Source organism: Caballeronia sp. dw_276 (genome assembly GCF_018449635.1).
Taxonomy (GTDB): domain Bacteria; phylum Pseudomonadota; class Gammaproteobacteria; order Burkholderiales; family Burkholderiaceae; genus Caballeronia.
In genome coordinates this window covers 386,621-409,341 of the sequence record NZ_JAAVUV010000005.1, presented here as the reverse complement: position 1 = coordinate 409,341, position 22,721 = coordinate 386,621, and the positions used below count along the sequence as shown (strand labels likewise).

At 58.3% G+C, this 22,721-nt stretch carries 19 protein-coding genes and 1 tRNA gene; 10 read left to right on the top strand and 10 right to left on the bottom strand.

All coding sequences use genetic code 11. The features are described from left to right. Positions 1 to 6: 6 nt before the first annotated feature. A complete protein-coding gene (locus HB633_RS13145; RefSeq protein ID WP_213778521.1) occupies positions 7 to 354 on the bottom strand; it encodes a hypothetical protein in 348 nt (115 codons plus the stop codon). 1,758 nt (positions 355 to 2,112) lie between these two features. On the opposite strand from HB633_RS13145, the gene HB633_RS13140 reads away from it, so the two are divergent. Further along, the gene (locus HB633_RS13140; protein WP_213778520.1) at positions 2,113 to 4,275 is read left to right on the top strand and encodes an AAA family ATPase; all 2,163 of its coding nucleotides are present in this window, start codon (positions 2,113 to 2,115) and stop codon (positions 4,273 to 4,275) included. A gap of 352 nt (positions 4,276 to 4,627) precedes the next feature. On the opposite strand, the gene HB633_RS13135 is transcribed toward HB633_RS13140, so the two are convergent. The 8 genes from HB633_RS13135 to HB633_RS13100 form a co-directional block, all read right to left on the bottom strand. After that, positions 4,628 to 5,245 (bottom strand): hypothetical protein, encoded by a 618-nt coding sequence (locus HB633_RS13135; RefSeq protein WP_213778519.1) that lies wholly within the window; start codon positions 5,243 to 5,245, stop codon positions 4,628 to 4,630. A gap of 73 nt (positions 5,246 to 5,318) precedes the next feature. Next, positions 5,319 to 5,648, bottom strand: a complete 330-nt coding sequence (locus HB633_RS13130) for a hypothetical protein (RefSeq protein ID WP_213778518.1) — start codon at positions 5,646 to 5,648, stop codon at positions 5,319 to 5,321. Next, on the bottom strand, positions 5,645 to 6,274 hold the full coding sequence (locus HB633_RS13125; RefSeq protein ID WP_213778517.1) for a DUF6680 family protein: 630 nt from the start codon (positions 6,272 to 6,274) through the stop codon (positions 5,645 to 5,647). Before HB633_RS13125 ends, HB633_RS13130 begins: the two co-directional genes overlap by 4 nt. Positions 6,275 to 6,437: 163 nt before the next feature. Continuing rightward, positions 6,438 to 6,514 (bottom strand) — tRNA-Pro (locus HB633_RS13120). Between the two features lie 141 nt (positions 6,515 to 6,655). Beyond that, a complete protein-coding gene (locus HB633_RS13115; protein WP_213778516.1) occupies positions 6,656 to 7,033 on the bottom strand; it encodes a hypothetical protein in 378 nt (125 codons plus the stop codon). Between the two features lie 107 nt (positions 7,034 to 7,140). After that, positions 7,141 to 8,076: a LysR family transcriptional regulator gene (locus HB633_RS13110; RefSeq protein WP_213778515.1), complete on the bottom strand. Its 936-nt coding sequence runs from the start codon at positions 8,074 to 8,076 to the stop codon at positions 7,141 to 7,143. A gap of 33 nt (positions 8,077 to 8,109) precedes the next feature. After that, positions 8,110 to 9,099, bottom strand: a complete 990-nt coding sequence (locus tag HB633_RS13105; RefSeq protein WP_213778514.1) for a LysR family transcriptional regulator — start codon at positions 9,097 to 9,099, stop codon at positions 8,110 to 8,112. A gap of 3 nt (positions 9,100 to 9,102) precedes the next feature. Beyond that, a complete protein-coding gene (locus HB633_RS13100; RefSeq protein ID WP_213778513.1) occupies positions 9,103 to 9,918 on the bottom strand; it encodes an IclR family transcriptional regulator C-terminal domain-containing protein in 816 nt (271 codons plus the stop codon). Positions 9,919 to 10,085: 167 nt separating this feature from the next. Between HB633_RS13100 and HB633_RS13095 the strand changes: the two genes are divergently transcribed. The 9 genes from HB633_RS13095 to HB633_RS13055 all read left to right on the top strand — a co-directional run bounded on the left by HB633_RS13095 (position 10,086) and on the right by HB633_RS13055 (position 21,326). Further along, positions 10,086 to 10,778 (top strand): 3-oxoacid CoA-transferase subunit A, encoded by a 693-nt coding sequence (locus HB633_RS13095; RefSeq protein WP_213778512.1) that lies wholly within the window; start codon positions 10,086 to 10,088, stop codon positions 10,776 to 10,778. A 15-nt stretch (positions 10,779 to 10,793) separates the two neighbouring features. Then, entirely contained in the window at positions 10,794 to 11,465 is a 672-nt protein-coding gene (locus tag HB633_RS13090) for a 3-oxoacid CoA-transferase subunit B (RefSeq protein ID WP_213778511.1), read from the top strand. Positions 11,466 to 11,486: 21 nt separating this feature from the next. Beyond that, on the top strand, positions 11,487 to 12,689 hold the full coding sequence (pcaF, locus tag HB633_RS13085) for a 3-oxoadipyl-CoA thiolase (RefSeq protein WP_213778510.1): 1,203 nt from the start codon (positions 11,487 to 11,489) through the stop codon (positions 12,687 to 12,689). After that, positions 12,689 to 14,080 carry a 3-carboxy-cis,cis-muconate cycloisomerase gene (locus tag HB633_RS13080; RefSeq protein ID WP_213778509.1) on the top strand — a complete coding sequence of 464 codons (1,392 nt, stop codon included), beginning with the start codon at positions 12,689 to 12,691 and terminating at the stop codon, positions 14,078 to 14,080. The genes pcaF and HB633_RS13080 overlap by 1 nt, the downstream gene beginning before the upstream one ends. Further along, positions 14,080 to 14,868 (top strand): 3-oxoadipate enol-lactonase, encoded by a 789-nt coding sequence (pcaD, locus tag HB633_RS13075; protein ID WP_213778508.1) that lies wholly within the window; start codon positions 14,080 to 14,082, stop codon positions 14,866 to 14,868. The genes HB633_RS13080 and pcaD overlap by 1 nt, the downstream gene beginning before the upstream one ends. Before the next feature lies 1 nt (position 14,869). Continuing rightward, complete coding sequence (pcaC, locus tag HB633_RS13070) at positions 14,870 to 15,256, top strand: 4-carboxymuconolactone decarboxylase (protein WP_213778507.1); 387 nt, start codon at positions 14,870 to 14,872, stop codon at positions 15,254 to 15,256. A 54-nt stretch (positions 15,257 to 15,310) separates the two neighbouring features. Beyond that, a complete protein-coding gene (locus tag HB633_RS13065; RefSeq protein ID WP_213778506.1) occupies positions 15,311 to 16,663 on the top strand; it encodes an aromatic acid/H+ symport family MFS transporter in 1,353 nt (450 codons plus the stop codon). 654 nt (positions 16,664 to 17,317) lie between these two features. Then, positions 17,318 to 20,125, top strand: coding sequence for a YadA-like family protein (locus HB633_RS13060; RefSeq protein ID WP_213778505.1), 2,808 nt, complete (start codon positions 17,318 to 17,320; stop codon positions 20,123 to 20,125). Between the two features lie 112 nt (positions 20,126 to 20,237). Next, a complete protein-coding gene (locus HB633_RS13055; RefSeq protein WP_213778504.1) occupies positions 20,238 to 21,326 on the top strand; it encodes an OmpA family protein in 1,089 nt (362 codons plus the stop codon). Positions 21,327 to 21,375: 49 nt separating this feature from the next. Here the strand turns inward: HB633_RS13055 and HB633_RS13050 are convergent, their stop codons facing one another. Beyond that, positions 21,376 to 22,713: a DUF3443 domain-containing protein gene (locus tag HB633_RS13050; RefSeq protein WP_213778503.1), complete on the bottom strand. Its 1,338-nt coding sequence runs from the start codon at positions 22,711 to 22,713 to the stop codon at positions 21,376 to 21,378. Positions 22,714 to 22,721: the final 8 nt, after the last annotated feature.

Sequence of the window (22,721 nt, the reverse complement as noted above, 5' to 3'; positions counted from 1 at the left end):
GTATTTTCACAAATGAATTGGAGCAACGAAAATGCCGAGCATCACGATTAGTGCAGGTAGCCCGCCGCAAAGCCAAGTCCTTGCAACCGCGCCGGGCACTTTGACGAGGGTACGTGCAGACTCCCCAAACATTAGCCCTGTCGGTGCAGCGGCCAGCCAAGTCTTGTTTGATGCGAGCTTGCCGAGGCGTAACGGGGATATGAATTGCTCTTTCTTCGATGGATTGACCCTTGCCACGGCAACGCCCTTGGTTTCATACGGCGGCACTGCCGATAGCGGGCCGGTATCGATCCCGTTTGCCGTGGGTTTGATTGTGGTGAGCCGTGCGCCTAGTTCGTTCGTGGCTTCATTCACGCTGAATTAACCCAGCGGGGAGCAAATGGGCGTAGTAATCAATCGACCCGTGGCCCCGCTTGCCGTACCGGCGGAGTGCGCTACGTGCATAAGCTGTGGCAAGTCCAAGCCGCTGAGTGACTTCTATATGAATGGCGGGGAGCGCGGGAGCTTGCGTAGGCAATGCAAGTTTTGTATCTGTGCGGCCAAGCGTGAAAAGCGCGCATTAGCGAAACTCCCCGCAACTCAGCAGCATTGCCCCTCGTGCAACACAACCAAGCCTATCGCGGCGTTTGCCACGGGGCGCGGATATGGCGAGACATGCCAAGCTTGCAGGGCCGCTGAGCGTCGCGCGATTAGGCTCACCGCTCTTGAGCTTTCCCAGCGCAAGCGTTGCAAGGGCTGTGACAGCCTCAAACCATTTACAGATTTCGTGCAGGTAGGTGAGGGGCGATACCGCGCGTGGTGCGTGCTCTGTGAAGAGGTGCAGAACAGACTGAGCATGCGAAGCCTCGTAGATATCGACAAGCCCCAGCCTCGTGCCGCTCCCGCTTATGTCGGTGAGATGCCGATAAGCCGATATGAGGCCGCTACGTTTTTGCGTGAGCACGAAGGGCAAAACCCGAATCGGTATGCCGGGGCGGGCGTAGTCATTAGGCCGGGCATGAGTGAAGCCGCCCAAGCGTATTTAGCCCGCTTCACTCGATAGACCTGGACAAGTGAGTGACGATGAGAACGCGTAGACCACGCCCCACGCCCGCCCTTGTGGAAAGCCCGGCATATGCGGTGCCGGTGCAAGTCTTCCCGTTTGTGCCGCCCCTCGATGCCGGATGGTTTAGACGCTCACGCACGAGCAAGACGGCAGACACGCCCCCACGCGTTTTTTTGTGTGATTCGCCAATCTAGCCCGCCCACAAACGGACGATTTCGGGCATGCCGTGGCGGTATGTCCAAAACCTAGCCATTATCGACTTTAGGCCGGGAGTTTTGGACACAGGGGGTTTTCGTACAGGCATGACCGACGGAACCGCGCCGCGCGTGCTTTTTTTCGCATGATGAGAAATCCGTGCAATCCATTGCCACAGCCAGACCCTTTGACAACCAGCGACTTGCGCTAAGCCCGGCCCGCTGAGCGTCACAGCCACCTCAAAACCTGATGACTCGCCAGCACGGGCTTATCATTGATTTTCACGTAGATTTGAATAAAAGTGGGTTTTGGCAATGATTTTTTCCGGATGACTCGATTAATTTCTCTCGAAGAAATCGTATTAACTATCACAACGTTCTACTCCCTTAGAAAATAATCTTTACTTGTCGAAATCACAGGGTAATAATAATCCCAATCTTCAACCCAGCGGGGTAACGAATGGCTATCACCTTTGCACAACCGGACGAAAAGCAACCGGATAAACGAGGCCGGGGAAGACCGGTTGCAGGTAATCAGGAGCAGAAGCTTGCCGTGTGGGTTTCATTAGAGCTAGCGAACGCCGTGCGGGCTTGCTCTAGGGATTCCGGCCAGCCTATCACAGTCATAGCCCGCAAGGCTTTGCAGGAATACGTAGACGCCGCAAAAAAATAGCCCGGACGGGTGTATGGGGGCGTCCGGGCCTTAAGCGAGTGTGAATCTAACCGTGAAACAGACCTAACTCAAAAGAATAAGCCGCGAAGCAATTTACAGCGCGTAAACCCACAACGAAGCCATACCCTTTCAAGAAATGATTATAGGTCATTATTGAGTGGGCATTACTTCGCTTATCAACTTTTTAAGCGAGTTGCATTATGTCTGAGCATTTTAATGGTGTGCAGAAATTCATTTCTAATGTCACGCTTGGAAAGCTGACTCCGACGAAATATGAATATAACGATGCAAGCGCAGCTTTAAAGCAGTGTGACCCGGAGAGCACCCGCCCCGATTGGTTTGAAATGGTGGTAGGTGCCGTCAAAGGCGGTGTGCCAGACAAAGAAATTGAGGCGTGGAGCAAACAGGCCGGAAGCCTTCACGAACACAAGCCATTCTGGGATGCCGTGGATTGGGCTAAGAAGCCCTACACGGGCACGGGCAAGCGATACACCGTGGGCACTCTGTATTTCCACGCGAAGAAAGCCGGGTGGACGCCCAGCAAATGGGTATCGATTACGGGGGCGGCCCTTGTCGATATCGGCGGGGTATCGATCCTGCCCAAAGGCACCTATACGGGCCACAGCGGGGTTATCAAGGGCGTGGATAGCCCAGGGCCTATCCCCGAGCCTGAGAAGCCCTCAGACCTCCAAATAGCGAAGAATGAAGACCTGTGGAAATCGTACCTTTCCGGGGTGCTCGTGCAGTCTCACCCCTACGCGAAAAAGAAGAACTTAGCCAAGACCGCTGATATCCGTTTCGTGCCCAGCGGTGCGGGCAAGCATCAAAACTGTCTGGCCGCGCCCTTCCGTAATTTCGATGGCCGGATTATCACGTACCAATACATTGATAGCGAAGGTGAGAAAAAGAACGTCTACCAAGACCATTTTGGCACCTCGTTCTATTGCGCCGGGGGCATCATTCCCCAGCCGGGCAACAAGCGAATCATCATTGTTGAAGGCGTGGCGATAGCTGAGGCATTGCACACGTACTTTCCCAATGATTTCGTGATCGCAGTGGGGGGCATCGGCAGGTTTCCGACCGTGGCAAAAGCGGTGCGCGAGCACTGTAGGCGTAACCCGATTTTTATTGCTCAAGATGCCGGGGCCGGTGCCTTGAAATCTGCCCAAGACGCAGCCAAGGTGGGCGCATCGCACTTGCTGTGGCCCGACAAATACGACAAAAACATGGGGCTTGATGACCTGGGTATAGAACACGCCTTAGCCTTGATGGATAAGGCTGTGCGGGTAAAACGAAGGTATGAGGGCAAAACCTCAGCATCGATCAGGCATGAGCCGCCCCTTGAATGGCTCGTGTCCAAGGTGTTGCCCCGTACCGGCCAGCACTCGGTTATTGGCAGGTGGAGCACGGGTAAGACGCTTTGGGCCATGTACCTCGCCCACTGTGTGAGCGAAGGTGAGTGGTTTTTCGGGTTCCGCACCAAGACGTGTCACGTGTCGCACATTTTCTTGGAAGGCCAAAGCGGGCTTCCTCAGCGCATCCAAGCCTTCGAATCCCACTACGGTAAGCCGTTCTCAGAGAACGTGTGTTTCTACCGGGACCGGTTCGACTTACGTAACGCTGATGACATTGAAACGCTATGCGATGAGATCGAAGCGGACGGTGGAAAAGACGGGCTTGTCATTGTCGATACGCTAGCCGCAGCATCGCGCGGGGCCGCTGAAAACACCTCTGAAGGCATGGGCGAGCTATTGGCAGGTCTAGTGAGGATCGAAGAGCGTCTAGGCGGGTGCGTGTTGGCCTTGCATCACCCGCCAGAGGGTAACGGACCTATCCGGGGACGCGGGCACAGCAGCGCCCCTAGCGGGGGGGATTTGATCATCACCATTGAAAGTGAGACGCCAGACGAAAAAGGGGAAATCAGCGCGTGGAAGGTGCCCAAGCTGCGTGATAACAAAAAACGAAATGAGGGTTTCCGGTATCGGATTGTTGGCGTGCCGCTGGGGATAGATAAAGATGGCGAGGAAATCTCAGGTGCCGTGCTCGTGCCGCTTGATGACGAAGAGAAACCAGCAAAAGGGAAACCAGCAAAACAGCCTAAAGCCGTGCCCGAAGGCAAAGAAACCATTGCTTATGACGCGTTGAAACCACTGTTTGCCGAATCACACAGCACGGTGAGCAATGCGCCAAATGGTGAACTTACATTGATGTTCGATGAGTGTGTAAAACACGTCTCCCCTCTCATGGTGCATAAAGGGAGTAAGCATCAAAAACAAGAAGCCCAACGGGCAATAGAACAGCTTGTGAAGACAAAGATTTACAGCCGAGCCGGTAACTATATTTGGGTTACCCAAGATGACTAAACCGGGCACCCCACACATTGCAGGGTTCCCTAAAGGGAACACCCTGCCTTGTGGTTTGTGGTATTGCCTTCACCACAACACCACAAATAGCTTGTGGTAATTTTTGTGGTATCTGGGGGGGGCTTGCTGGGTAAGGGTTTGAGGGAATTAGAGCTTGTGGTGTCGCTCTGTTTTTCCCTCAAAAAGAAGGGTGAAAAGCTTGTGGTATTTGGTCCGTTTTCCGGTTTGAGCTTGTGGTATCTGGGGGAGCCTTATCCAGTAAGGCTTTGCGGGATTTTTGGGGTATATCTTTCAATATCGTAAGCTTTCTGGCAATCAATTTCACTTTTCAACCTACCAGTTCGATAGGGTGCTACTCAAGACGCTTTTCCATCGCAGAATGCTCACTTGCTTGCCGCCGTTGATTGACTATGAATCCTTCACAGACCATGCGGTAGAAGTCTTCGCGCCCGACGTTATCGATTTTGATCTCACGTGCGCTTTCGATAAGCCGCTGATACTGATTGTCGTTGCGGGTAATCAGTGAGGGGTTATGAAGAAAGAACCAAGCCATGTAGGCGCGGCTTTCCATCGGTAGTACGCCTGAGAGCGCTTGCAACGCGGCTACCGCATCCATAAGGACGAAATCGGTAGCACGAGGATTGAAGGTGTGAAACGCCATAGGGTCACGATCCGCGTGCTTGATGAAATTTTCGGTTTCATTCAGCACTTCGATAAACGACTTTTGATGCTCAGGCTGGACACGCTCTATCACCCGGTCACGCATGGTTTGATAGCCGGTGCCGTGTTTTTGGTGGAGCTTCCACAATATTTTGAGTGCTGCGCAAGCGAGCGCGTGAATAGGTACGGGATCGAAATTATGAAACCATAACCATATTGCCGTCTTAAGTTGTCTCTCAGCGGCATCGGCCTTCGATATCACCAAGCCGCCGGGGATCGGTTCGCGGGCAAACGTCTTTTTTTCAGTCATGGCAAATCCCTTACGGTGCGTAAGTTTTCTGGCAATCAATTTCACAAATGCGGACCGTTGCCCATTCTTGGGTCTAACGGTACATCTCAGGATGCCTTAGACAGGTTTGCAATATGGTTTCTTCGAATACTAGCGGGGGTTGGGTAGGCGCTATTTCGAAGGCGGTAACGATGATTTCCTTGTGCCGCTGGATTTCATGCGCGCCCTTATTGGATAAAGTGTTTTCCCACGAGGAGAGCGCATATTTTTCGTCTTGGTTGGCGACTTTGTCGTCTCTATCCTCAGCGACTAACCGGGCGAAATGGGCGCGCTCGTAGCAAAAATCGTTTAAATCCGCCCATGCGGGGAAGGTGACAGTTAGCAACGCGATGACGGCAAGCCACTTGCACGTAAGCACGCTCATTGGTCCCCCGCCGGTTTGGCTGAGGTGCCATCCGGGGCCTGCACGTTTACTTTTAGCACTACATCACCCGTCAATACCTTGAGCAAGAGGGCTTGTATGGCTTTGTGGCTCTCAGCGATTGTGGGATCACCCGGAAAGCCCGTCACTTGCATCGGGATCGATTTCTCGCCCTTCATTAGATCAACGAGACCCTTTCGCAATATTTCTTGGTCCGTCTGCAAGTTAAGTTGCCAAGTCGGAAAATAGGCGTGGTCGGTCAACTCCGCTTCCCGGAAATCGTAACGAAGTGCTTTGCCCATCACTTGAAGCAAGGTGATGAAGCGGTTTTGGCGCGTCTGCGCCCAAGTGTTATTTGGTGAGTCGTCACGGGTGTTCAAGTGACCGATGAAATCGCTATAGGCGGTCATGACCGGCTCGACCTTGTGAAATTCAAGGGGGACTGAGTTCAACGCATCCACATACTGTGGTGAGTTTATGTTGACCCGAGTCGCCATCAATGCCCTGTAGACTTGGACGCGGCGGTGCTCGCGTTCCCCACGCCTATCTAAAAATTTCTGTACTTGTACCGCTGCGATGGGACCGGCGAACGTTGCAAAGACAATGGCAGCATCGGAAAACCCTGTCACGGCGACTCCTTGATTGTTGTTTGCGTCGTATTGTCTTCGCATTCAGAGGGAAGCACCCAGCCCCCGACGTTGTCAGGGTATATGTCAGGGTATGAAGCCTGAAAACACCTAATCGAACGAAATAAGGCCCCCCGACAAAAAGCCGGAGAGCCTTATAAATACTTGGTCGGGGCGAGAGGATTTGAACCTCCGACCACCTGCACCCCATGCAGGTACGCTACCAGGCTGCGCTACGCCCCGAAAGAGGAAAAGTATATCAGAGACTTTCCAAATTTTGAACCGGCGAACTCATTTTCGAGCGGAGTTCCGAGCAATTCACTCCTCCGCGAAGCAAATTGCGTTCATTCCGTCAAAGCGCCCGCTGTCTGACAACAACGTCGTTCAATACCGCAATTCGGACTGCGTGTACTCGGACGTTTGGATCATCACCGAAGGCTCTTCATGGCTCCGGTCGCGCATCCGGAATCTGAGCGCCATGACGGCCGCAACGGCGCATGGAATTACGTAGGCAATCGCGCGCTCACCACAAGCGGATAAGGACGACAAATCGATGTAGCGCTCCTTGTCCGTGGTAGTTGCCGACGCGAAGACGAAGGTCAGCGCGAAATCCAGGACCATCGCGAGAATGCAGAAGCCGACAAAAAGTAGCGCACCATTCCAGACAGGCTCGCGTCGCGCATTGTTCAGCGCGTTGCAGATCAGGATGGCGGCGGCCAGCAATACGAAATTGAGGATCAACGGAAACCAGGGGAAATTCATCACCAGCCCGACGGAGTTGTCTTGAAAGTAGAAGGTCGCTTCAACGAAACTTTAAATAGCGAATCGGCGCGATCTTCACACGGGCAGTGACACGTTTTGAATACGATTTATCCTAGTTTTCGGGCCGCGTTTGACGGGCCGTGTGTGTCGAACCCGTCATCATTCGAGAGTGCCTCGGAGACAAAATCGATGAACGTCCGCACCTTGGTCGTCATGTATTTGCGGCTCGTGTAGACCGCGTAGACGCGCGGCGCGAAGGTCGTGTAAGCGGGGAACAGATGCGTCAACGCCCCCGACGCGAGATCCTGTTCCACGATCCATTCCGGCATGTAAGCAAGGCCGAGCCCGGCGCGCACGAGCTGGAGCGACATGGAGCTATCGTTGGTCTTCAGTACGGCGTTGTTCTTGACGGTGAACACGCCATCCGGGCCGTTGAATTCGACACTGTCCACGCTGGTGTATGTCGGCAATATGATTTCATGGCGTTCTCCTATCTCGCGCGGATGCTGCGGCCGGCCACGACGCTTCAAGTAGCCGGGCGAACCCACCAGCACGAAAGGGACCTTGCACAGTGGCCGGACGATCATGGTAGGCGAAGGTTCGGACGTCGCGCGCAACGCCATGTCGTAGCCTTCCTCCACCAGATCGACGAAGCGGTTTTCCAGCCGCAGATCGATCAGCACTTCTGGATATCGCGCTCGATAGGCCACCAGGATATCGGCGAATTTTGCATTAGCGAACCAGCCTGGCGCCGTGATCTTCAGCACGCCGCGAGGTTTGTCGGTTTGCGAGCCCACTGCGGATTCGGCGGCCTGCAGTATGTCGAGCGCCTCACGGCATTGTTCGTAATAGACGCTGCCGGCTTCGGTGAGGCTCAAATGCCGCGTGGTCCGGTTCAGGAGGCGCACGCCGAGTTGCCGCTCCAGGTTCGCGACATGTTTGCTGGTCATCGCGGTCGATATATCGAGGCGTTCGGCCGCCTTCACAAAACTGCCGGCTTCGACGACATCGCGGAAGACGCGCAAGCTGGTCAATCCATCCATGACACTTTCCCGGCAGGAAACAAAGCGCTCAGTTTAGCGGCGTTTATCGATGGAGCGAGTTACGTTCGGGCGTTTCGGCCATTCATCGAGTTCATCGTTGAAGAGCGACGCCACCAAGCCGCGCAGCCAAGTCGTTCGGGGATCGTTGTGAAACTTCCGGTGCCAGTGCTGCTTCAGGTCGAAGTTAGGCAAGGGCAGCGGCGGCTCGGCAAGCGTGATGGAAGCGTGTTCCGCCACGTACGCGTAGCCGATCGCGTGCGGCACGGTCGCTATCAGGTCGGTACGCGAGAGGATGAACGGCAGGCTCATGAAGTGCGGCGTTTCAAGCACGGCACGGCGGCGGATGCGTTTTTTATCGAGGAAATTTTCTAGGATTTCCTGGCTTCGGCCTTCCGCGCGCACGACCGCGTGGCCGCATTCGATGTACTGCGCGAGCGTCAGCGGCCCGTGCGCGCACGGATGATCGCGCCGCATCAGGCAGATGAACCGATGCGAAAAGAGCCGCTGCTGGAAGAAGTTGGCGCCATCGAGGTCTGGGAAATAACCGACGGCCAGATCAATGTCGCCGCTTTCCAGCGCCCGCTCGACCTGATCGTGTCTCAACGATACCGATCGCAAATTCGCCCGGGGCGCCACGTTCGCGAGCGTCTGCAAGAGGCGCGGCAAGAAGACGATTTCGCCCACGTCGGATAGCGCGATGGCGAATGTATCGGTCGTCACGGCGGGATCGAAATGCCGGGTGTCGAGCAGACCGCGTTCGATGCGGTTCAGCGCTTCGCGTGCCACGGGTACGAGTGCCAAAGCGCGCGGTGTGGGGTCCATGCCACGCGAAGTCCGCACGAACAGCGGATCGTTGAAGTACGTACGCAGCCGTCCCAGCGCGGTGCTGACACGCGGCTGGCTCACGCCAAGCCGTTCGGCCGCGCGACTGACGTTGCGCGTCTCTTCGATTGCGACGAGATACGGGATCAGGTTCAGATCGAGATCTTGAAGCGCGAGGTCGCCGGGTTTCGAGGCAGCCATGATCTAGCCGCGCCTTGCGACCATTTCAGACACGCGCTGCGCTGCATCGAGCAGCGGATCGAGGAACGCCTTCACCATCTGCCTGGCGTTCTTGCGCTGCGCGTTGCCGCTGATGTTCAGCGCCGCAATCACGCGGCCCTGGCGGTCGCGAATGGGCGCGGACATCGAAATGAGGCCTTCTTCCAGTTCCTGGTCGACGATGGCCCAGCCTTGTTTGCGCACCACGGTGAGTGCGGCCTTGAGCGCGGTCTTATCGGTGACGGTGCGGGGCGTGCGGGCTTCGAGCGGACTGGCGTCTAGCAGGGCGTCGAGTGTGTCGTCATCGAGTGCGGCGAGCAGCACGCGTCCTAGCGACGTACAGAACGCCGGCAAACGGCTGCCGATGGACAAGTTGATGGTGATGATCTTGTGCGTAGGCACACGCAGAACATAGACGATTTCTGGGCCGTTCAGCACCGCCGCCGAACAGCTTTCGTGCACCTGGCCGACCAGTTCTTCCATGACCGGTTCGGCGAGGTTCCAGAATGGCATGGACGTGAGATACGCGAAACCGAGATCGAGGATCTTCGCCGTAAGCGTAAATTGGCGACCATCTGCTTCTACATAACCCAGCGCTTGTAACGTCAGCAGGATCCGTCGTGCGCCGGCGCGCGTCAGGCCCGATGCCGCCGCGACTTCGGACAAGGTTTGCGCGGGACGCGACGCGTTGAACGACCGAATCACCGACAAACCGCGCGCGAACGACTGCACATAGGCGTCGCCGGGACGGGAGGCCGAGTCCGTGTCGGGCAGGTCGCTTTCCTGAGGGAGGGTGGTCATCGTGATCTTGTCCTTTGCACCGGCTCATCGGGACAAACCCGAGGTTCATTGACAGCGCAACGAATGCGGGAATACCATGACATTTGTTCGCTAAACGAATCGATGTTCGCACAGCGAACTTTAAAATGCAAGCAGTGCACTTCGATTCAGTCAAAGGAAGGAACAGCATGATCAACAAGATTTTCGACTCGCTGAGTCAGGCGGTGAAGGACGTTCAGGACGGCGCGACCGTGATGATCGGCGGATTTGGCACGGCGGGCATGCCGTCCGAATTGATCGATGCACTGATCGAGCAGGGCGCGCGTGAACTCACGATCGTGAACAACAATGCGGGCAACGGCGAGACCGGACTTGCTGCGCTGCTCAAAGCGAAACGCGTGCGCAAGATCATTTGTTCGTTTCCGCGGCAAAGCGATTCCCAAGTGTTCGACGGCTTGTATCGGGCGGGAGACATCGAGCTCGAACTCGTGCCGCAAGGCAATCTCGCTGAGCGCATTCGTGCGGCGGGCGCCGGCATTGGCGGGTTTTTCACGCCGACGGCTTACGGTACGAAGCTGGCTGAAGGCAAGGAAACGCGTCTTATCAATGGCCGGCATTACGTGCTCGAAGCGCCGCTGCATGCTGATTTCGCGTTGATCAAGGCGTTCAAGGGCGATCGTTGGGGCAACCTGGTGTATCGGAAAACGGCGCGCAATTTCGGGCCGATCATGGCGACGGCGGCAAAGACGGCAATCGTGCAGGTCTCGCAAGTCGTGCCGCTGGGCGCGCTGGATCCGGAAGACATCGTGACACCGGGGATTTTCGTGCAGCGCGTGATCGAAGTGCGCCAAGCCGTACATGCCGCTGAGTTGGCGGCATAAACAAAGGACATCGATATGAAAAAACTCACCCGTGATGAAATGGCGCAGCGCGTGGCGCGCGACATTCAGGAAGGGGCGTACGTTAATCTGGGTATCGGCGTGCCGACGCTCGTCGCCAATCACCTCGCGGCTGATCGCGAGATTTTTCTGCATAGCGAAAACGGTCTGCTCGGGATGGGACCCGCGCCGGAAAAAGGCGCGGAAGACGACGAACTGATCAACGCCGGCAAGCAGCACGTCACGCTGCTCACTGGTGGCGCGTTCTTCCACCACGCCGATTCGTTCGCGATGATGCGCGGCGGTCATCTGGATATCTGCGTGCTCGGCGCATTTCAGGTATCCGCGAAAGGGGATCTCGCCAACTGGCACACGGGCGCGCCCGATGCAATTCCGGCCGTCGGCGGCGCGATGGATCTCGCGATCGGCGCCAAACATGTCTACGTGATGATGGAACTGCTGACCAAGCAAGGCGAGAGCAAACTGGTGGCCGAGTGTTCCTATCCGGTGACGGGCGTGGATTGCGTTGATCGCGTGTACACCGATCACGGCGTGTTCGATGTGACGCCGAGTGGATTCGTGGTGCGGGAAATTATCGAGGGCTTGTCATTCGACGAGCTTCAGAAACTGGCGCAAGTGCCCCTGACGTACGAACCGCTCGACGTGGCTTCGACGGTCACGGTGCAATAAAGGACAACACAGGAGATGGGCATGAAAGAAGCATTCATTTGCGACGCAATCCGCACGCCGGTCGGCCGTTATGGCGGCGCGTTGTCCTCGGTTCGCGCCGATGATCTCGGCGCCGTGCCACTGCGCGCACTAATGGAACGCAACAAGGACGTGGACTGGAACGCTGTGGACGACCTCATCTTCGGTTGCGCGAACCAGGCCGGCGAAGACAATCGGAACGTCGCGCGGATGTCGGCTTTGCTGGCCGGCTTGCCTGATTCAGTGCCGGGGACAACGATCAACCGTTTGTGCGGATCGGGCATGGATGCAATCGGTGTAGCGGCACGCGCTATCAAATCGGGTGAAGCGGCGTTGATGCTGGCGGGCGGCGTGGAAAGCATGAGCCGCGCGCCGTTCGTCCAGGGCAAGGCGACCAGCGCTTTCTCTCGTCAGGCGGAGATCTACGATACGACCATCGGCTGGCGTTTCGTCAATCCGCTGATGAAGAAAATGTATGGCGTCGATTCCATGCCCGAAACGGGCGAAAACGTCGCGACCGACTATAAGGTGAGCCGCGAAGACCAGGATGCCTTTGCTTTGCGCAGCCAGCAAAAAGCGGCGCGTGCGCAGAAGGACGGAACGCTCGCGCAGGAAATTGTGCCGGTTTCCATCGCGCAAAAGAAGGGCGACCCGGTGCTGGTGTCGCAAGACGAGCATCCGCGCGAGACGAGTCTGGAGGCACTCGCCAAGTTGAAGGGCGTGGTGCGACCGGACGGCACTGTGACGGCAGGGAATGCGTCGGGCGTGAACGATGGCGCCGCAGCGCTGCTCCTCGCCGATGAAGACAGCGCCAAACGCTTCGGCCTCGTGCCGCGCGCTCGCGTGCTGGGCATTGCGACGGCTGGCGTGGCGCCGCGCGTGATGGGCATCGGCCCGGCGCCGGCATCGCAGAAATTGATGAAGCGGCTGGGCATGAGCATCGATCAGTTCGATGTGATCGAGCTGAATGAGGCGTTTGCATCGCAGGGATTGGCCGTCTTGCGCTTGCTCGGTATCGCCGATGACGATCCTCGCGTCAACCCGAACGGCGGTGCGATCGCGCTCGGCCATCCGCTAGGCATGAGCGGCGCACGTCTTGTCACCACCGCGACCTACCAGTTGCACCGGACGGGCGGACGCTTTGCGCTTTGCACGATGTGTATAGGCGTGGGGCAGGGCATTGCGATCGCCATCGAGCGCGTGTGATGTCCGTGTCCGAGGCGGCATTTTCTGCGACCGGGCGCCTGACCGATCTGATCTGCGGCACGCACGAGATGAACGCCGTGTGGTCGGCACGCCAGACCGTGCAGTCGATGCTGGACGTCGAGGCGGCACTCGCCCGCGCTTCGGCTGTGCATGGTGTGATTCCGGCAAACGCGGTCGAGGCGATCGTGGCCGCGTGCAACGCCGATTCGATCGATGCGGGCACGCTGATGTCGGGCGCGGCCTCTGGCGGCAATCTCGCGATTCCGTTGGTCAAGCAATTGACGGCCGCCGTCAAAACCAAGGACGCCGATGCCGCCAAGTTCGTTCATTGGGGCGCGACGAGCCAGGACATCATCGATACCGGCACGGTCCTGCAATTGCGTTCTACGTTCGATTTGCTTGAGACCGGGCTCGACGAATTGTCTGAGGCCCTCGCGCTCCAGGCCGAGAAATATCGCACGACGCCGATGATCGGCCGCACGTGGCTTCAACAAGCCTTGCCTATTACGCTTGGTCTCAAATTCGCTCAATGGCTCGACGCGCTGACGCGGCATCGCGAACGTCTGGCGCAATGCCGCGCGCGCGTGCTCGTGCTGCAATTCGGCGGTGCTGCCGGGACGCTGGCGAGTCTGCGCGACAAGGCACCGCAAGTGGCGCAGGCATTGGCGGATGATCTGACGCTCCAGCTTCCCGCGCTGCCGTGGCATACCCAGCGCGACCGGATTGCCGAAGCGGCGGCGTGTTTCGGGATGCTGATCGGTACGCTGGGGAAGATCGCCCGCGATATCTCGCTGCATATGCAGACGGAAGTCGGCGAACTCGCCGAACCGGCCGCAGCGGGCAAAGGCGGTTCGTCCACCATGCCGCATAAACGCAATCCCGTCGGCTGCGCCGCTGTCTTGACCGCCGCCATGCGCGCGCCGAACCTGGTGGCGACCGTTTTCAGCGGCATGGTCCAGGAGCATGAAAGGGCGCTCGGCGGCTGGCAGGCCGAGTGGGAAGCGTTGCCGGATCTTGCCCGTTTGTCCGGCGGAGCGCTCGCGCAGATCACAGCGATCGTCTCCAATATTGAAGTGAACACGCAGCGGCTTGCGGGCAATCTCAATTTGACGCATGGCTTGATCCTCGGCGAGGCGGTGATGCTGGCGCTTGGCGATCGCATCGGCCGGCTCGATGCACATGCGCTCGTCGAACATGCATCGAAGGAAGCGGTTGCGAAAGGAACGACGCTCCACGCTGTGCTTTCAAACGATGAACGCGTCACCCAACATCTGTCTTCTACCCAATTGCTAACTCTGCTCGATCCCGCCAACTACGCGGGTCAGGCATCCGCTTTCGTCGATGCCGCGTTGAACCTGCATCGTTCAAAAACATCCAGGAGCACTTCTTAATGCCTTATGCCGCTGTCAACGGTATCCAGTTGTTTTATCGCGTCGATGCTTCAGCCGGCCACGATGCGCCCTGGATCGTGCTGTCGAATTCACTTGGCAGTGATGTATCCATGTGGACGCCGCAAGTCGAAGCGCTCGCGGCGAAGTATCGCGTGCTGCGCTACGACACGCGCGGCCATGGCCGTTCGGACGCGCCAGGGGGGCCGTACACGCTCGATCAGCTTGCCGGGGACGTGATCGGGCTACTCGACTCGCTCGGTATCGAGCGCACGCATTACTGCGGCCTGTCGATGGGCGGCATCACCGGCATCGCGCTTGCTGCGCGCCATCCGGAGCGCTTCGAGCGCGTGGTGCTTTCGAACACGGCGGCGTTGATCGGCTCGGCTGCGACGTGGGACCCGCGGGCCGCAAAGGCGCGCGAGGAAGGCGGCATGTCCGCACTTGTCGATCCCGTGCTGCAGCGCTGGTTCACGGCCGGTTTCATCGCAGACCATCCGCTGTTGTTGTCGGGGATTCGCGACGTGTTCCGCCATACATCCGGCGAAGGTTACGCGGCGAATTGCGAAGCGTTGCGCGATGCCGATGCTCGCGAAGAAGCGAAGACCATCAAGGCGCCGGTGCTCGTGGTCGCCGGCACGCACGACCAGTCCACGACCGCTGAGCAAGGCCGCGAACTGGCCGGGTACATAAAAGGCTCGCGATATGTCGAGCTCGATGCCGCGCATTTGTCGAACATCGAAAAAGCGAGCGTCTTCACCAAAACGCTGCTCGAATTCCTGGGAGACTGACATGACCGAAGACGAACGTTACGAAGCGGGATTGACAGTGCGTCGCGCGGTGCTCGGCGATGCGCACGTCACGCGCTCGCTCGAAAATCGCACCGACCTCACCACCGAATTCCAGAATCTGATCACGCGATATGCATGGGGCGATATCTGGACGCGGCCCGGCTTGCCGCGCCATACCCGCAGCCTCCTGACCATCTCGATGATGGTCGCGCTCAATCGCAGCGAAGAACTCGCGCTTCATCTGCGGGCTGCGAGGAACAACGGCGTCACGCGCGAAGAAATCAAGGAGGTGCTGTTGCAGACGGCGATTTATTGCGGCGTGCCGGCGGCGAATTCGGCATTTCATCTGGCGCAGAAGATCTTCGATGAAGAAGACCGCCCGGCCTGATCTGGCGCGTTGCACGTTGTAGTCGTCATTAAAAAAACATTGCAGGAGACAGACATGGCCCAGCTTGACGGCACGCTCGATGTACAGCGGTTCATCGACGAACGGCGATTTTCGCCGTATCAGTGGATGATCCTTATCTTGTGTTTTCTGATCGTTGCCGCCGATGGCTTCGATACGGCGTCCATCGGCTTTGTCGCGCCGGCGCTCGTGCAGGAATGGCATCCGACCAAGGCAGCGCTCTGGCCTGTGATGAGCGCCGCGCTCTTCGGGCTGGCCATAGGGGCGCTGTTTGCAGGGCCGCTGGCTGACCGGATTGGCAGAAAGCGTGTGTTGATCGGCTCGGTGCTGTCGTTCGGCGTCTTCAGCGTGCTGTGCTCTTTTTCCACTTCGCTTTCCATGCTCGCCGTCATGCGGTTGCTGACGGGCATCGGCCTTGGCGCCGCGATGCCCAACGCCACCACGCTCATGTCCGAGTATTCGCCGGCCCGCATGCGTGCGTTGATCGTCAACACGATGTTTTGCGGTTTCACCGTTGGTGCTTCGGCGGGCGGCCTGGTCGCCGCGATGATCATCCCGCATTTCGGCTGGCGCAGCGTCTTTGTGGTCGGCGGGGTATTGCCGTTGGCGCTTTCGGTCGTGTTGATCGTGTTGCCGGAATCGGTCCGCTTCATGGTGCTGCGCGGCTGGCCGGTCGAGAAGATCTCCGCGGTGCTTCGCAGGATCGCCCCAGAGGTTCCCTTGCAGAACCTGCGGTTCGTGCTGCCCGAGAATGCCGATTCGCAAAAACGGAGTGGATTGGCCGTTGTGCTGTCCAGCCAGTTCCGGACAGGGACGATGCTCCTGTGGATCACGTATTTCGCGGGGCTCCTTGTCTATTACCTGTTGACGAGCTGGCTGCCGACGCTCATCCGCGATACCGGTTTTACGATCCGCGAAGCGTCCATTGTGACGGCGCTGTTTCCGCTTGGCGGCGGCATCGGCGCCATTGGGGTCGGCTGGCTGATGGATCGCTTCGAGCCGCATCGGGTCATTGCCGTCACCTATGTGCTGACCGGTTTTTTTGTGTGGCTGGTCGGGCAGCAATCGGCGAGCATCATGTGGCTCGGTGCGCTGACGTTCGTGGCCGGTGTCTGCATGAACGGCGCGCAATCCTCCTTGCCGGTCTTGGCTGCTGCGTTCTATCCAACCAGCGGACGAGCGACAGGCGTTGCCTGGATGCTGGGCGTGGGCCGCTTCGGGGGAATCCTCGGTGCGTCGACGGGCGGTTTCCTGCTACAAGCCGGCGTAAGTTTTAGCGCCATCTTCGGATTGCTCGCGATACCTTCGCTGATTGCGGCAGCTGCGTTGATCATTAAACGCGGTGTTTCGCGAAGCGCGCAGGTCGGCATGGAGGGGCGGCCGTTATAGGAAGGTCCCTTCTTGGTTCATTGGTTCGTGGTCGGGCGGCGGCGTTGGAAACAACGTCGCCGTTTTTGCGTTTGGGTTTGAGACCGAATACGGGTTCGTATTCCAAGGAGTCGCGCGGGTTCACAGTGCTCCATATAGCCCGAACGGGATAAGACAAGGACTTAAGTTCGTCGTTATTTCGATGGCCGGCCGCGTATAAATATATGTACTACCTTCTGTCTTCAGGCTATCGATAGCATTGATTGCCTCGATTTAAGAGTTTACTGATAGGGGATATTTATCTTGACCTGTCACAGTAGCGTACGGGCGTGCAACCTTTGTTTCAGTTGCACAAGTGCGGCGTCCACGAGGGTCCTTCAGGAACCAAACTAATTTGGTATCCGAAGGAATTCGTGCACATGCTCGAGTCGAGAATCTGGATTGTTCGAACCGTCCGGAGGCCACGTCAATAATTCTGAGCATGCATACGCGTGCTCAAGACCTGAGCGAGTCATCCAAATGAAATTCACGCAGCGCGTTCTATTAAACAAACACATTGATATGTCGGACATTGAATCTCGTACGCCGCGCGTACGGTCTTCTTTCAAAGCCGGCACTCTCCGTCGTCGGACACCGATCGGCACGGCGGTATTACTCGCGCTGGCGCCTGTTTCCTTGCTGACTGTATCTTCCGCGGCGAACGCAACGCTTGTCGATAACCTCGTTTATTCATCGCAGTTACCCCAGAATCTCGGGCCGCTGGTGCCGTCTGTCGCGTCGGGCCTTACCCCCGGGCAACTGATTGTCTCGGGACCCGTCGACGGCATGACACCAACTGATGCGCTCGGCACGAATTCGGTTGCGATAGGCGTGAATGCGCACGCAATGGGCGACTACGCGGTCGCCGCCGGTTCTTACGTGAACGCGGCGGCAGGCAGCGTAGCAGTCGGAACAGGTGTTTACTCGAACGGCAACGAATCCACCTCGCTCGGAGTTCGTACGGATGCTGAATCTGATCGTAGCCTAGCGGTCGGCTGGCGAACCAGTGTTGGTGCAAATGGGGCCGATTCGCTTGCCATTGGCTCGTATACACGAGTCAGCAGCGCCGCTGCTGGTGGTATCGGCAAGAACAACGTCGTGGGCGGAGCAGGGACTTATGTATTGGGAAATGCCAACAAGGCGTCCGGCTCAGACTCGTTCGTGCTTGGTAGCAACGTTACGGCGAGCGGGAACAGCAGCGTCGTGCTGGGCGCAAACAGCGACGGCTCATTGAGCAACGTGATCTCCGTCGGAGATACCGGAATGGAACGGCGCATCGTGCACGTTGGCGCGGGACGTGAGGGTACGGATGCGGTCAATTTGAACCAGCTCAAGGCCCTGGGCGCGACCACGGATACGGCTGGTGCCCTCAGCAATGGGTTCGTCGCATACGACAATCTGGACAAGACGACGATCGCACTAGGTGGAACATCGGGGCAGGCGGTGCGGGTCAGCAATGTTGCCGCCGGCGCATTGAACTCGCAAAGCACCGAAGCAGTGAACGGCGCCCAACTTCACGCGACTAATTCGAACCTGCAGGATGTCACCACATTGCTGACTCGGTTGAACAGTGCCGAACCCTCGAAACTCGCCTACGCGGACGACTCGAAAGCTGCGGTTGTACTTGGCGGATCGAATGGCACGATCATCTCCAATGTCAAATCGGGGGTGATGGATCAGGACGCGGTCAATGTGGCTCAATTGAAGAGCGCCGGATTAATCGACGTATCAGGTAATGCGGCGGCAGCCATTACGTACGATATGAACGCGGACGGCACCGTCAACCGGAGAAGCGCGACGCTGGGGGGGCAAAGCACTGCCGCAGCGGTAGCGCTGCGTAACGTTGCGGCGGGTGAGGTGAAGGCGGGCAGCACTGACGCAGTGAACGGCGACCAGCTGTTCCAGACGGAGGCACTCGTCGACAGCCTGCAGAACGGCGGCGCGCTCAAGTACTTCATCTCCAACACTACGCTTGGCGCCGCAACGGCAACCGGTGCCGACGCGACGGCTATCGGCGGCAATGCACAAGCGAGCGCCGGGAATACCGTTGCACTGGGTGCGAACTCCGTGGCTGACCGTGCTAATACCGTGTCGGTGGGCGCCGCGGGCAGCGAGCGGCAGATTACCAACGTGCAGGCCGGTACAGCCGACTCCGACGTCGTCAACGTGGCTCAATTGAAGAACGCAGGGCTAGTGGATTCGGCAGGCAATTCAACCGCGGCGCTTACTTACGACATGCGCTCAGATGGTACGGTCAATCGAACCAGCGTCACGCTTGGCGGTTCGGGCGCAACTGCTCCGGTCGCGCTGCGCAATGTCGCGGCAGGTACGGTTAAGGCGGGCAGTACGGACGCGGTGAACGGCGACCAGTTATTCCAGACGGCGCAACTCGTCGACAGCTTGCAGAACGGCGGCGCGCTCAAGTACTTCATCTCCAACACCACGCTTGGAGCGGCAACGGCGACTGGCGCCGACGCGACGGCTATCGGCGGCAATGCGCAAGCAAGCGCGGGAAACTCGGTGGCTCTCGGTGCGAACTCTGTAGCCGATCGGGCGAACAGCGTGTCGGTGGGCGCGGCTGGTAACGAACGGCAGATCACCAACGTGAAGGCCGGCACATCGGACACGGACGCGGTCAACGTTGCTCAACTGAAAAGCTCGGGACTCGTCGACGAAACCGGCAAGGCGGTAACTGCCCTGACCTACGACAAGGATGCAAGTGGTGCCACCGATTTCGGCAACGCCACGCTCGGACAAGGCATTGCCGGAGGCACAATTCTTCACAACGTCGCGAGCGGCGTCATTGCTACGGACGGAGTAAATCTCGGGCAACTGAACGATGCCGTGTCCCGCGTCAACAACTTCACAGCGTCGAGTACGGCCTTCTACGCCGCCTCCGGAGATACTTCGAAGGAAGCCGCTGTTGCTAGCGGCGATCACGCGGTTGCGCTCGGAGCGAACGCTACTGCCACTGCCGCCAGTTCGGTGGCGCTTGGGTCGGGTTCGGTTGCAGACCGGACGTCGTCGGTATCAGTTGGATCGCGTGGCAGCGAGCGTCAGATCACTAATGTGGCAGCCGGTACATCCTCTACAGACGCCGTCAACCTGGACCAGTTAAACAGGTCTGCCAGCTCAACACTCAGTCAGGCCAACAGCTACACGGATCAGCGCTTCAGCAACACGGACCAGCAAATCCGCGATCTCGACCGCAACACCCGCAAAGGTATTGCATCAGCATCGGCACTCAATGTTGTTACGCCGTATTTGCCTGGACGTACCACGCTGAATGCGGGTGTCGCCGCGTACAGAGGGCAGGCAGCGATGGGCATTGGCGTTTCGCGCTGGAATGACAAGGGCAACATCAACTTCAACGGAGGCGTGTCATCGTCGGGGGGCAACAGCACCATCGTCCGGGCAGGCGTGGGCTACGTGTTTGGCATTTGAGCGTCCGGCTCGAAGAAGCCTGTTTCAGCCGTCACTCATCGCCGCGATGCGTCGCGGCGCATATAGCCAATCCGTGGCGGTGATCCGCCGCGGATGCCCATCTTGCTGAAAAATGAAAAACATTATCTTCGGCGTTGCCTGTCTTCTTGTGCTGACCGGCTGCGCCAACAATGCAGTGCGCAACAGCCTTGGCATTCAGGATCCGACCGTTTTGCAAACTGGTCCAGGCGCTGAGCAAAGTGCACAGGCGGGAGCGACGGTCGATCCATGGATCGAGCTTTATGGTCGTATAGGTAATCCGCAAAACGCGCTCGGGCTCCTGCAGGCACGACTCGACCAGATGGATGAACGCAAGAGCAGCTATTTTGGTTTCAAGGATCAATGTTGGATCGATGCAGCGAAAAGCGAGCTCGAGGCAGGAGATCGCTGGGGTTTCGTTGAAGAGGCCATCGGCGAGGCCGCACGACTCACGGCTGGCTTGGAAGGCGCGCAGCCGCTGACACTTGATAACCCGCCGCTACGCACGGTTGCGCCTTTAAGGGGCGACTTGACGGAGCGCCTGCGCGCGGCGCTCGCTGATCCTCGGGTCCTCAACTGTCCGCAGGCTCAAAAGCAAATTGCGTGTTCCGAGGTCGGATTGATGCACGCGGGCCACGACGCCTGGACGCGGCAGTTCGATGCAGCCAAGGCAAAGGTAGACAAAATCGAGTCGATACTCGCTGATGTCCAACGCAGCCTGGAAAGCTGCGGCGTTCCCGCGAAGCAAGCCGACGTGCCAAGTGCTGAACCAACAGTGGTCGCCTTGCCAACCGATATGCTTTTCGTTTTCAACGGCAGCAAGATCGAATCGATCACGGCGAACGGTCGCGAAAAGCTCGACGACCTTATCGCGGGCGCGAACGACGTGAAGCGCAACGACGCCGTGAAGTCGATCATGGTTTACGGATTCACCGATCGCCTTGGCAACGACGCCTACAATCTCCAGTTATCACGACGGCGCGCAGATGCCGTCCGGCGCTATCTACTAGCCGGCGGCGTAAGGGCGGAAGTTACCGCACAGGGTTACGGACGGGCATCGCCGGGAACTGAGTGTCGAATGCGCGACTGGCGCGCGCTAGTCGCATGCCTCGCGAATGATCGCCGTGTCGAGTTGCGCTTCTTGCATGCCGGAACAGCGAGCAGCGCACCGACCAACGACTGAACGCTGCGGCTCTCTTATAGGGAGCCGCAGATTGGTTCGCGCTCCAGGCCTAAAACGCGTAGTAAGGACCGTTGCCCGCCGGCGTCACCTGCGCTTCAATAGCAGTGAAGACGCGTCTGCCGAAAAAGAAAGGCAAACCCCAGTCGACGTAACCGTTGGCTGGACCGGCGAGATTGCCGAACGCATTGTTGTTGCTGGCGAACAGCGTCAACGCGTTGCCAATGGTGAACGTCACGTTCTTCGTTGCACCGTTGGTGCCGGTAACGCTCGCCGAAAGGCTCTGCGCGGCTGTTGGGCAAAACCACAGGCCGCATCCCGGTATTGAACTGATTGGGAGGAACAAACCGTTCGAACCGCTATCGATAAAACTCGTAGCATAGGTGCTCCCCTGAAAGGCGGTCTTTACGAATCCCGTGACGCCGTTGCCCGGTAGTACCTGTGCGCTGCCCAGTTGATTGTTTGACTGTGAGCCTATGCCGAACGTCATCGTCCCGGAAACACTCGGTGCGCCCGTGTCAGCAACTGCGGGCAACTCGATCAAAACGCCGTTGTTGTCGGTGGCAAAATTGCTGACCGGGTTGGTCACTTGCTGGGCAACGGGAAGCTTTATGGGGACGCACGCGCCAGATGTGCAACTGTAGTACCAGCGCGGTAAGGCGGTGGTCGCGCAACCGCTGCCACAATCGGCCGAGAATGGACCAACACCCAGGATGCCGTTACTTCGCAGCGCCGTTGCTGTGAGCATAGGCAGCCCTGAATTGCTGCAGTTGGCGGGGACAGTCGGAACGGATGGATCGGCGATGATCTGGATCGATGTCGATGCAGCGACTTCGCCGGCAAGGCGCACATCGGCGGTACGCACGGAGCCCCAGGTATAGCCCGAACCGAAAACAGTGCAGGAGGCGGTGGATGCGCCGCTCACGCCAACTACCGCCGGGAGAGCCAAAGCAGGTGTGAGCGCCGAAGCAAGGATGCGAAGTCCCTGCGAACCGGTATCGACCTGGATGTTGTCGATGGTCTGGCAAGTCGCCGTTCCGGGCACGCAGACCGTCACACTCGTTTGCAACATGTTGCGCGTTCCCGTCGCAATCTTCGCGACCGTGATTGGCAAAACATTCGGTGTAGTTGATTGAGCAACGGTGGCGGCAGGCGGACTCGAGACCGTTTCCGGAGCGGAAGCGGGCGTGGCCGTGGAAGCAGGTGTAGCGGCTGAAGCCGGCGCGGCAGCTGCAGGTGAGCTGGCGGCCGGTGCTGAACTGGCTGTCGCAGGCGCGGCGGCACCGGTGGAGGTGGAATCGCTACCTCCGCCGCCACCGCCGCAGGCCGTGAGGATGGAGCACGCGACAAACAGCATCGGGAACAAAAGGCAAGCTGGACGAATTCGCATGATTGCCC

Excerpts from the sequence above, each read along its gene's own strand:
- HB633_RS13140 (WP_213778520.1), top strand. The coding sequence starts at position 2,113 with ATGTCTGAGCATTTTAATGGTGTGCAGAAATTCATTTCTAATGTCACG.
- HB633_RS13135 (WP_213778519.1), bottom strand. The coding sequence starts at position 5,245 with ATGACTGAAAAAAAGACGTTTGCCCGCGAACCGATCCCCGGCGGCTTG.
- HB633_RS13130 (WP_213778518.1), bottom strand. The coding sequence starts at position 5,648 with ATGAGCGTGCTTACGTGCAAGTGGCTTGCCGTCATCGCGTTGCTAACT.
- HB633_RS13115 (WP_213778516.1), bottom strand. The coding sequence starts at position 7,033 with ATGAATTTCCCCTGGTTTCCGTTGATCCTCAATTTCGTATTGCTGGCC.
- HB633_RS13110 (WP_213778515.1), bottom strand. The coding sequence starts at position 8,076 with ATGGATGGATTGACCAGCTTGCGCGTCTTCCGCGATGTCGTCGAAGCC.
- HB633_RS13105 (WP_213778514.1), bottom strand. The coding sequence starts at position 9,099 with ATGGCTGCCTCGAAACCCGGCGACCTCGCGCTTCAAGATCTCGATCTG.
- HB633_RS13100 (WP_213778513.1), bottom strand. The coding sequence starts at position 9,918 with ATGACCACCCTCCCTCAGGAAAGCGACCTGCCCGACACGGACTCGGCC.
- HB633_RS13095 (WP_213778512.1), top strand. The coding sequence starts at position 10,086 with ATGATCAACAAGATTTTCGACTCGCTGAGTCAGGCGGTGAAGGACGTT.
- HB633_RS13090 (WP_213778511.1), top strand. The coding sequence starts at position 10,794 with ATGAAAAAACTCACCCGTGATGAAATGGCGCAGCGCGTGGCGCGCGAC.
- pcaF (WP_213778510.1), top strand. The coding sequence starts at position 11,487 with ATGAAAGAAGCATTCATTTGCGACGCAATCCGCACGCCGGTCGGCCGT.
- HB633_RS13080 (WP_213778509.1), top strand. The coding sequence starts at position 12,689 with ATGTCCGTGTCCGAGGCGGCATTTTCTGCGACCGGGCGCCTGACCGAT.
- pcaD (WP_213778508.1), top strand. The coding sequence starts at position 14,080 with ATGCCTTATGCCGCTGTCAACGGTATCCAGTTGTTTTATCGCGTCGAT.
- pcaC (WP_213778507.1), top strand. The coding sequence starts at position 14,870 with ATGACCGAAGACGAACGTTACGAAGCGGGATTGACAGTGCGTCGCGCG.
- HB633_RS13065 (WP_213778506.1), top strand. The coding sequence starts at position 15,311 with ATGGCCCAGCTTGACGGCACGCTCGATGTACAGCGGTTCATCGACGAA.
- HB633_RS13055 (WP_213778504.1), top strand. The coding sequence starts at position 20,238 with ATGAAAAACATTATCTTCGGCGTTGCCTGTCTTCTTGTGCTGACCGGC.
- HB633_RS13050 (WP_213778503.1), bottom strand. The coding sequence starts at position 22,713 with ATGCGAATTCGTCCAGCTTGCCTTTTGTTCCCGATGCTGTTTGTCGCG.